Consider the following 9,461-nt stretch of genomic DNA (forward strand, 5'->3'; position numbering starts at 1 on the left):
GCTGTTCCACTGGACGGTTGCAATAATCAAGGAAGATTCGTGCGTTTATTGTATAACTCTCAAGTGTGTTTTTTGACAGTCCCCTAAGCAGGATATCTTCTTTCATCCGTAATAAAACTTTTTCTTTGTTTTCCATGCTGTGCTCTCCTTAAAATTGTATTGCAGTTTTAACTGCAATACAATTTTAAATCACTAACATGTCGAAATAAAGAATTACTCAATTTTTCGCTGGATTAGATTCTTATTTATGAAATATGCCATGTTTTACCACCGCGATAGCGGTTTTGTCCAAGGTGGCTTATGCAAAGCTTTGCATAATCCGCCTTGTGGTGTACCTAGTTCTGTGGTTTTAAGTTCGTCCATTATTCCGGCTTTGAGCATTTTCTTAATTATCATGAGTATTCTTCTGTCATGAATACCCATATGCCAGAGTTGTTTGATTAATTTGGTGTGGTTTATGTTGTCAAAACAGCCTTTAATGTCTCCTTCTATTATCCAGTGATATCCTGTTTTGTGACATATATCAGTTGTTCTTTCTAGTGCCATGTGTGTATCTCTCATAGGTCGGAAGCCATATGAATGCTTGAAAAATTGCGCTTCCATGATTGGTTCGATGATGATACGCAAGACTTCCTGGATAATTCTATCAATGACCGCAGGTATGCCTAGTGGTCTCTTTTCGTCTTTTCCTGGTTTAGGTATCCATACTCTTTTAAGAAGGTGTGGATTGTAATCATCAAGTGCATTTCTGACCATCTGGATGACTTCTGGATATTGTTGTTGTAGGATATCTGGCATGATTACGTCGTCGGTTCCCGCTGTTTTACTGCCGTGGTTGGACTTGATGTTGTGTATGGCGGTAATGATTGTTACTTCGGATTTTGCTAGTTCTAACAGGTTTTTGAATTTGGGCAATTTGCCTTCTTCAATTATCTGTTTGGTTGTTGCGTATAGGTTATCCAGGATGGATTGCAAGTCTGATTCAGATTCCAGTTTCGGGTAGACTGATTTGTGAGCCAATGGCATCCCTCCTTTCGAGAGATGTCATGGGTTAACCAGGTATGCACAACGGCTTCCCAGTCAGGCTCAACCATAATACCTTCTGTTGCTTGACTATGCCCCTTGGCTCCACGTTGGTTAGACGTTTCATTGCTACTACGGGCTGCTGTCCCCTGCATTCACCGGTCATTTCCTACACGGTTGGACTTCATAGTTTCGATTAACTCAGTCTTGCAGGGTTCCGTTGTACCGTGTTTCCTAGCCTTACATACGACTTTAGCCGCCTGCTTTGACCCGGAAGAAAACCTTTGTCCACGGTTGGAGGACTAGGTACGTTTTCATTTCGGAGAACGTCAGTTTCAGCAAATTCGAATGCTTTGACCGTTTCTTCGCACTCTTTCGAGTGTGATAAGGTTCGGTTTCCTTATCCGCTGCTTTCGAGCCGTACAAACGCAGGTTCCTATGGTGTGTCGGCATGGTCGCTTTATGGCGGCCCGGCTACTTCCCTAACCGCTTCTCAGGTCTGGTTTTCGCCGTCTTCACCGAGCTTCATACCCTGAATCACTGTCACCATCGAATTATCAGGGCATGTCGGAGTATTAGCCTTTCTACGTGGCCAACCTTCCACGCATTCGGGAATTTCACCCGGCGATTCGGAAACACAGTTCATCAGGTTTGCACCTAATGCCTACTTTTGTTCAGGCATTACTGCCTACGTTGTGTAGGAACAACGCGCACTGAATTTGCAGCCTACCGGCAGCAAAGGAATTTCAAAATCCATATGTGCAGGAAAAGTGATCCGGAGAGTAAGGGCCGCATTGAAAATGTAGTTGGTTTTGTTAAGAAAAACTTTGCACAGCACCGTGTCTATTACAACCTGGACAAGCTCAACGAACAATGTCTGGATTGGCTGGAGCGTACGGGAAACGGTAAAATGCACAACGTCACAAAGAAAATACCGGCCGAAGTGTTTTTAGAAGAGAAAAAACACTTAAGGCCGGTACCAACTACAATATCTATCAAATTAGCTGACGACAGTATATCAAGGTTAGTAAGGAAAGACAACACTATTTCATTTAAGGGAAACCGTTACAGCGTCCCCCTTGGGACATATGACGGCACGGAAAAGTACGTAAAGGTTTATGTTGAAGATAAAGACATGCTGATTATCAGTGACATGGAAACTGATCTGGAAATTACCCGTCACCCTCTCTGTCATGAAAAAGGGAAACTTATCAAAAATAACAATCATGGCCGTGACCGGTCTAAAGGTATCCCTGAATACCTTAAAAAGGTAGCAGAGCTATTGGGTAATACTACGGAGGCCAGGGGTTTCTTGGAAAGGATATATAAACTTAAGCCCCGATATATAAGGGATCAGTTACAATTAATCAGTACTCAATTAAAGGATGTGGATAGTAAAACTATTACTGCAGCACTTGATTATTGCCGGAAAAATAAACTTTACAGTGCTACTGATTTTAAGGATGCTTTAACATACTTTGCGGCTCAAGACACAACTAGAACACAGGTAGCTGCATCAGAAAAAGAAAAACAAGAACAAGAATCAGATATTAAGATGCTGGATGAAAAGGATATCCTTAACTTGAAAATCAAGCCCCAGATTAGGGACGTTAAGGTTTATCAACAAATTGTAAGCAAGGAGATGCCATGCAACAACTAAATGCTGAGTTAAAGCAGCATATGAAAACACTGCGAATATCAGAGGCCGCCGGTATTCTTGATAACCTGTTGATGGAAGCTGAAAAGAAAGGTTTTACCTATCAGGAGTTTTTATACAAATTGATCAAGCATGAGGTTAAAAGGCGTGATGAAAAGTCTATGGAAAGACGGCTTAAACAGGCTGCCTTTCCGGAGCACAAGACGCTTGAAGAGTTTAATATAAGCGAACAAAAATCCCTAAGCAAAAAGCAGCTTAAACAGCTTAAGGAGCTGCAGTGGTTGGAACAGGCATATAATCTAATACTGCTGGGCCCACCAGGTGTTGGTAAAACCTTCATTGCTACCGGCCTTGGGCTGGAGGCAGTGCACAGTGGCTATAAAGTTAGTTTTATAACCATGGATGATTTAGTGCAAGTTCTTAAAACCCAGGAAATCACGCGTGGTTCTAAAACAAAGCTGAAGCGTATTATTGCCTCAGACCTTGTCATAATTGATGACTTAATGTTTTTAGCCATGGACCGTCATGAAGGCAATCTATTCTTCCAGCTAATTAACAAGCTTTATGGCCAGTCCTCAGTGATAATAACGTCTAACAAGGGCCCAGAGGATTGGGGTGAATTACTCGGTGACCAGGCAATAGCTACTGCTATATTGGATAGGCTTATCCACAGGAGCGAAGTGATTAACCTTACTGGTGACAGCTACAGAATGACGCACAGGGAAACCATTTTTGGTAATAACTAGGTGTTAAAAATTATTTGCTAAAATTTGTTCAAAGTTACTTGACAGTCACAGTTGTCTGGAGATGTGCGACAAGGATTGAAAAAGGGAAAGATTCATGTGCCAATTCGCCTACTTTGGATGAAGAATAGATAAAGAGAATTCTTTGTGAAACTGTTTGCGAGAATGGTGTTTACGATGAAAACATAACCATGGGTAAAGTCGATAGAATTCAGATTTTTAATTCGTATACCATTATTTTTTATAGAAATAAAGAGCAGGCTAAGATATTTTTCTAGAAAGATAGATAGCTGAAAAGTTTATATTATAATAATACGAATATTGGTAAAATATAGTATAATTGAAATGATTATATCGGCTATTCGAAGATTAAGGTACGAAGAATGAGGGTGATCCAATGGCAAAGAAACCTGTAAAAGAAACAATTCACGCCAAAGGTATGGATATTGCTATCTATAACTGAAGATTTTCAAAACGAATTTATTTCACTTACAGATATCGCACGCTATAAAAGTGATGAACCCAAAGATGTCATCATAATTGGATGAGAAGTAAGGACACCATTGAATTTTTGGGTCTCTGGGAACAATTACATAATGATAAATTTAAAGGGGTCGAATTCGACTCCTTTAGAAATCAAGCTGGTTCAAACGCTTTTACATTGTCACCTCAAAAATGGATTGATAATCGGTATTGTTTCCAAATCAGGCAGAAATGGCGGCACCTTTGCTCATTCTGATATTGCTTTTGAATTTGCTTCTTGGATTTCGGCGGAGTTTAAGCTCTATATAATCAAAGACTATAAAAGGCTAAAAAACGATGAAAGCAGTCGGCTTTCCTTGGGATGGAATCTCAATCGTGAGATTTCAAAACTGAATTACAAAATTCACACTGACGCTATCAAAGAAAACTTAATTCCGCCGGAACTGACACAATATCAAATATCCATAACCTATGCCAGCGAGGCCGATGTGCTTAATGTCGCACTGTTTGGTATAACTGCTAAGCAGTGGCGCGAAAAAAATCCAGATAAAAATGGAAACATCAGAGATTATGCTACCTTAAATCAATTACTGGTGTTGGCTAATATGGAAAGCTATAATGCGATTTTAATTGAGCAGGGTAAATCGCAACCGGAGAGGCTGCAGCTTTTGAATAAGCTAGCCATTCGTCAGCTAGAAGCAATTCGAGAAATCAATACGGATACAATTAAGAAATTAGAAGGAAAAAAGGCACTTGACAAATAATTCATTTGGATTGGAGACATACCCATTTAGGAGTAAGGTTTTTTTCATTAAAATAGTTGAAAAAAATCAGGGAGGTGTTTGGTATGCCCAATGAATTAGGGGGCAGGGCTGATAAACGTGGAAATAGGTTTGAAATTAGATGGGTAATATACCAAATACTTAAAGTGTTGGATGAAAAATTAGATTATGTTGTTTTGGAGGCTCTTGGTGACGATGAACGTGGTGTTGACATCTGGATTGGTCAAAAAAATGGCAGCAGAGAAGGTCAGCAATGCAAAGGAAGAAATGGGAGTAAAGAATCTTGGGATTATGGAACTGCTAATGCCAAAGTGGTATTCACGAATTGGAAGTATCAATTGGATAGAGATGAGTCGAATACTGTTGCTTTAGTCTCACCTTTAGCTTTCACACTGTTAGAGGATTTAATTGAAAGAGCAAAAAATACTAGTGAAAATCCTAAAGATTTTTATAATAACCAAATACTCAATGCTAGCAAAGAATTTGTAGATTTCTTTAAAAATTTTTGCAAAGTGATGGAGATAAATCCGGAACAAGATTTGGATTTAATAAAATGTATTTCTTATTTAAATAGAATAGCTTATCGTCAATTCCCGGATACAGAGTTAAAAGAACTGATTTTATCTGAAATTAGTTATTTATTAATAGGTAATGAAGAAGAAATTTATGAGACATTTATTGCTTGGATAGTAGATGGAGATATTTTAGGAAAAACAATTAACCAGTCCGTTTTGTACACGTTTTTAAAAGGAAAAAATATAAGGTTTAAAAATCTTGCCACTGATGAACGTATCATGCCTAGGCTGGAGGAATTGAATCAGGAATATAAAACAGCGTTTATTCCGTTAGACAATGGGTTGATTAAGAGAAATGAATTTTCTATATGTAGAGAAGCAATAGATTTAGGGAACTCTTTGATCATACATGGAAAGGCTGGAAGAGGGAAAAGTGGATGTACAGTAGACATTATCAATTATTGTCAAGAAAAAACCATACCATATTTGGCAATTAAATTAGATAAACGTATTCCGAATGGAACTGCCGATAAATGGGGTAAAGATTTAGGATTACCTGCATCTATAGCTCATTGTATCCATAGTGTTTCTAAAAATGAAAGAGCAGTAATTATATTGGATCAATTGGATGCCCTACGCTGGACTCAGGCACATTCCAGAGATTCATTATTAGTATGCGCTCAGATTATTAATCAAGTAGAGAGATTAAATTTTGAAAGAAAGAAAAATATATCTGTCGTTTTTGTGTGTCGAACCTATGACTTGGAAAATGATAATAATATTAAATCATTATTCAAAAAAAATGATAAGAAAGAGGAAGTTATTCAATGGAATAAGGTTCAGGTTAATGAATTGGATGAGGGAATAGTAAAGGACATTGTTGGGAAACGTTATGAGCAATTAACAAATAAATTAAAAGAGATGCTAAGAATTCCAAGCAATTTATATATTTGGCAACGGTTAGATCCAAGCAAAGAATATGCCGAATGTTCTACTGCAAGCCATTTGGTCTCAGAATGGTGGGGGCAGTTGTCTGAAAAATGTTTTAAATTTGGATTAAGTGAAGCCGATCTAAATGATACTAAAGAAAAAATGATAACCTTTCTGGAAAACCTAGGTAGAATATGTATTCCATTGAGCATATTGAGTGTCAATAAATCATGCTTAGAATTTTTATCTTCAAATGCTTTCTTAGTGATTCAAGATAATAAAGTGTCTTTTGCTCATCAATCTATATTAGACTGTTTTTTTGGCTGAAAAAATGCTTAAGCGATATTATGACGGTGAAGATATTGTAGATATTATTGGAAGCAAAGAAAAACAGACCCCTGGAAAAAGATATCAAGTGCAAATGTTTATGCAAAATCTATCTGAGTTTGATAGCCAGGATTTTATTAATGCAGGCCAAAAGATGTTTGAGGCAAAGCAAGTTAGATATTTTGTCAAATTTGTTTTCCTAGAGGTGTTGAATCAGATAGATATCTTAGATGAAAATATACAAAATTTTATTATTAATAACTGTGAAAATGAAATATATGGTAATCATGTTATAAATAACGTTATATTCTCCAGGCCTAAATATATTAGGCTGCTTAGACAATATGGTATTTTAGATAAATGGTTTAACAACCCGCAAAAAAAGGATATTGTTTTCAATTTACTTATAAGTATGAGTCCGGATTATGACATTGAAGATATTACATTCATTGAAAAGTATGCGCTTCATTCACAGGAAGATGATAATAAATTCTCCAGATGTTTTTTGCACGACATAAATCAAGATACGGATGAGTTGTTTGAATTGCGAATGAAATTTTATAATAGATATCCGCAAATGGCTGATGTCTATCTTGACTTCAAGTCGATGCTCAAAAATTGTGAAATAAGAACAATACGGCTATTGGTATTTTTATTGGAAAATAAAATTAAAGGCAATGAGAAAAACATTTACAAATATGAAGAGGAATTTTTATATGAAGACTCTGAAATTCTAATTAAAAATGGGATGGAAGTCGTTAATTTATTATTGCCATACATTCCGACGGAAAAAGACGAAAGCTTGCTCTTTAGTGATTGGTCTGGAAGATATTTTCATAAAAGAGGTCTCGAGAGGGCTTGTATTCAAATTATAAAGAAAGCAAATGCAGCAATAATTTCCCTAAAACCGGAAACATTTTTGGAACGCTATAAAGAATTCATGGGTAAAGGCAATGATTTATATAATGAAATTATATTAGATGGATTATATCGATTGCCGGAAAGATATAGTGATGTCGTTATTAATTATTTATGTAGTGACTTTGATAGCAACATATTCGATAAGACAAGTGGCAATGGTGACGAATTACTTCTTGCCAAACAGATATTAGGAAAGCATTCTAAATACTGTAGTGAGAATGTTTTTATTGCATTGGAAAAAACAGTTTTAAGTTATCTATCGCCACAAGCTAAAGATATATATCGACATAGAATTAATTATAATAGAGAAAAAAACGGCTATACAGTATATTGGAGTTTCTGGGGTGATTTACAGAAAGAAATTCTCGAAGCTCTTCCCTATAATCGATTGAGCGATCAAGCAAAAGATCTGATACGTGTTTTAAATCGTAAATTCCTTAAAGGGACAACTTTATATAAACGTTCAGGTGGACATAGCGGATGGGTAAGTTCACCCGTTGCGGGGAAAAAACTAAATAACAAAAAGTGGCTAGAGATTTTAACTAACACAAAACTTAAGCATAAAAGTCACTCCCATTGGAAGGAGGTCCCAGGAGGTTTTATAGAAAATTCTATTGAAGAATTTTCAAGAAGTTTTAGAAATGCCGTTTCTGAAGAGCCGGCAAGAATGATAAAGCTAGTTCTTTTACATAATGAAGAAATTTTGGATGTATATATCGATTCCTTATTTAGTGGAGTTGCATATAGTAAAGCTTTGGATAATGTACCCATAGAATTGTTAGAATCAATGATTTTAAAATATCCTTATGATTATACCTCATACCGGGCGAATTACATTTGCTCACTGATTAAAAACAGGAAGAACGAGAAATGGTCACAGAAGATATTGGATATTCTTAAGGATATCGCGGTTAACCATAAAAATCCGGAAATCGGTAAACCAAATGTAACTAATAATGAAGATAAAGAAATGCGCAGTTTTGATATGCTCCAAAGTAATGCAATAAACTGCGTAAGGGGCGAGGCGGTTCAAGCAATAGCGCAGCTATTATGGAATGACAGTTCTTTGTTCAAACATTTTAAAGATACAATTGAAAAATTGGCATTGGATGAAAACCCGGCGGTAAAATTGGCGAGTTTATTCGCATTATGGCCTTCGTATAACATTGAAAGAGATTGGGCATCAGAAATAATCTTAAATCTATATGAACAAGATTATAGGCTAGCAGGCTTCCATGATACGAAAAATATGCTCTTTTTGTTGTATCCGAAATATCGTCAACGTGTTTTAAAAATTATTAAAAAATGTTACGAGTCTGAAGATAAAGAACTAATAAAAATGGGAGCATATTGTCTATCGGAAATGTTTATTCTGAGAAACGAATTTGCCGATATAATGAATAATGTGGATACAATGAGTGAAGCACAAGCAGAAGCAGTTCTCCATATGGCTATTCTTTATTTCAATAAGGATGAATTTAACTCATTAGCTAAAAACATGATACTCAAGTTTAAGACAAGTTCATTAGATCTGGAAATGCCTATTTCAAGATTATTTTATGATAATCTTATTGATTTAGAGAGAGACAAGGATTTTTTAATTGAAATAATGAATTCCGGCTTAAGTCGCAGAATAGTGCATGCATTTGTACATTATCTTGAAGAAGAATCAAAGTCAGTGGTTGATTACAAAGATATTATACTATCAATGAGCTATCATTTAATTAAAAATGGATGCGGTAAAGACGAAGGTATTTGGGGAATAGAAGAGTCTGTTCGAAAAGTTAAAACTTTAGGCAGCCATAAATAGGAAATGCACCGTCACTTGTCGAATTAGGTAGTAATTTACGAGAAAACTACCAATTACCAAGCGAGGTGCATACTTATGGCGAAGATGCAGTTGGATCTATTTCCAATGTCATATTATAACACACTTGGCTTTGATAGAGAACTCATTGACTATATTGATATTGTGGATGATTCAATTATTTATGATTTGGTTTTACCGTTATACAGGCAAGGCGGACGCAATCCACACAACCCGGTAACTATGTTCCGGGCTCATTACTTGTATTTTGCC

At 36.4% G+C, this 9,461-nt stretch carries 8 protein-coding genes; 6 read left to right on the forward strand and 2 right to left on the reverse strand.

What is annotated here, in order from left to right:
• Positions 1-264: 264 nt before the first annotated feature.
• Both BM299_RS18080 and BM299_RS19590 read right to left on the reverse strand, forming a co-directional pair.
• Complete coding sequence (locus tag BM299_RS18080; protein WP_092487776.1) at positions 265-1,020, reverse strand: reverse transcriptase domain-containing protein; 756 nt, start codon at positions 1,018-1,020, stop codon at positions 265-267.
• 496 nt (positions 1,021-1,516) lie between these two features.
• The gene (locus BM299_RS19590) at positions 1,517-1,669 is read right to left on the reverse strand and encodes a hypothetical protein (RefSeq protein ID WP_165608430.1); all 153 of its coding nucleotides are present in this window, start codon (positions 1,667-1,669) and stop codon (positions 1,517-1,519) included.
• 111 nt (positions 1,670-1,780) lie between these two features.
• Between BM299_RS19590 and BM299_RS20120 the strand changes: the two genes are divergently transcribed.
• From BM299_RS20120 to BM299_RS19780, 6 genes are all read left to right on the forward strand, one after another.
• Positions 1,781-2,683 (forward strand): hypothetical protein, encoded by a 903-nt coding sequence (locus tag BM299_RS20120; protein ID WP_092487779.1) that lies wholly within the window; start codon positions 1,781-1,783, stop codon positions 2,681-2,683.
• Entirely contained in the window at positions 2,671-3,426 is a 756-nt protein-coding gene (gene istB / locus BM299_RS18090) for an IS21-like element helper ATPase IstB (protein WP_092487782.1), read from the forward strand. The genes BM299_RS20120 and istB overlap by 13 nt, the downstream gene beginning before the upstream one ends.
• 593 nt (positions 3,427-4,019) lie before the next feature.
• A complete protein-coding gene (locus BM299_RS18095) occupies positions 4,020-4,670 on the forward strand; it encodes a KilA-N domain-containing protein (protein ID WP_425429506.1) in 651 nt (216 codons plus the stop codon).
• Positions 4,671-4,753: 83 nt separating this feature from the next.
• Positions 4,754-6,460, forward strand: coding sequence for a hypothetical protein (locus BM299_RS18100; RefSeq protein WP_092487784.1), 1,707 nt, complete (start codon positions 4,754-4,756; stop codon positions 6,458-6,460).
• Positions 6,453-9,191: a hypothetical protein gene (locus BM299_RS18105; RefSeq protein WP_092487787.1), complete on the forward strand. Its 2,739-nt coding sequence runs from the start codon at positions 6,453-6,455 to the stop codon at positions 9,189-9,191. Before BM299_RS18100 ends, BM299_RS18105 begins: the two co-directional genes overlap by 8 nt.
• A 75-nt stretch (positions 9,192-9,266) precedes the next feature.
• On the forward strand, positions 9,267-9,461 hold a 195-nt coding region (locus tag BM299_RS19780), incomplete at its 3' end, for a hypothetical protein (RefSeq protein WP_207545238.1).

This window comes from Desulfoscipio geothermicus DSM 3669 (assembly GCF_900115975.1).
Lineage (GTDB): Bacteria > Bacillota > Desulfotomaculia > Desulfotomaculales > Desulfallaceae > Desulfoscipio > Desulfoscipio geothermicus.

Coding starts and splice junctions, on each gene's coding strand:
- istB (WP_092487782.1), top strand. CDS start 2,671: ATGCAACAACTAAATGCTGAGTTAAAGCAGCATATGAAAACACTGCGA.
- BM299_RS20120 (WP_092487779.1), top strand. CDS start 1,781: ATGTGCAGGAAAAGTGATCCGGAGAGTAAGGGCCGCATTGAAAATGTA.
- BM299_RS19590 (WP_165608430.1), bottom strand. CDS start 1,669: ATGAACTGTGTTTCCGAATCGCCGGGTGAAATTCCCGAATGCGTGGAA.
- BM299_RS18100 (WP_092487784.1), top strand. CDS start 4,754: ATGCCCAATGAATTAGGGGGCAGGGCTGATAAACGTGGAAATAGGTTT.
- BM299_RS18095 (WP_425429506.1), top strand. CDS start 4,020: ATGATAAATTTAAAGGGGTCGAATTCGACTCCTTTAGAAATCAAGCTG.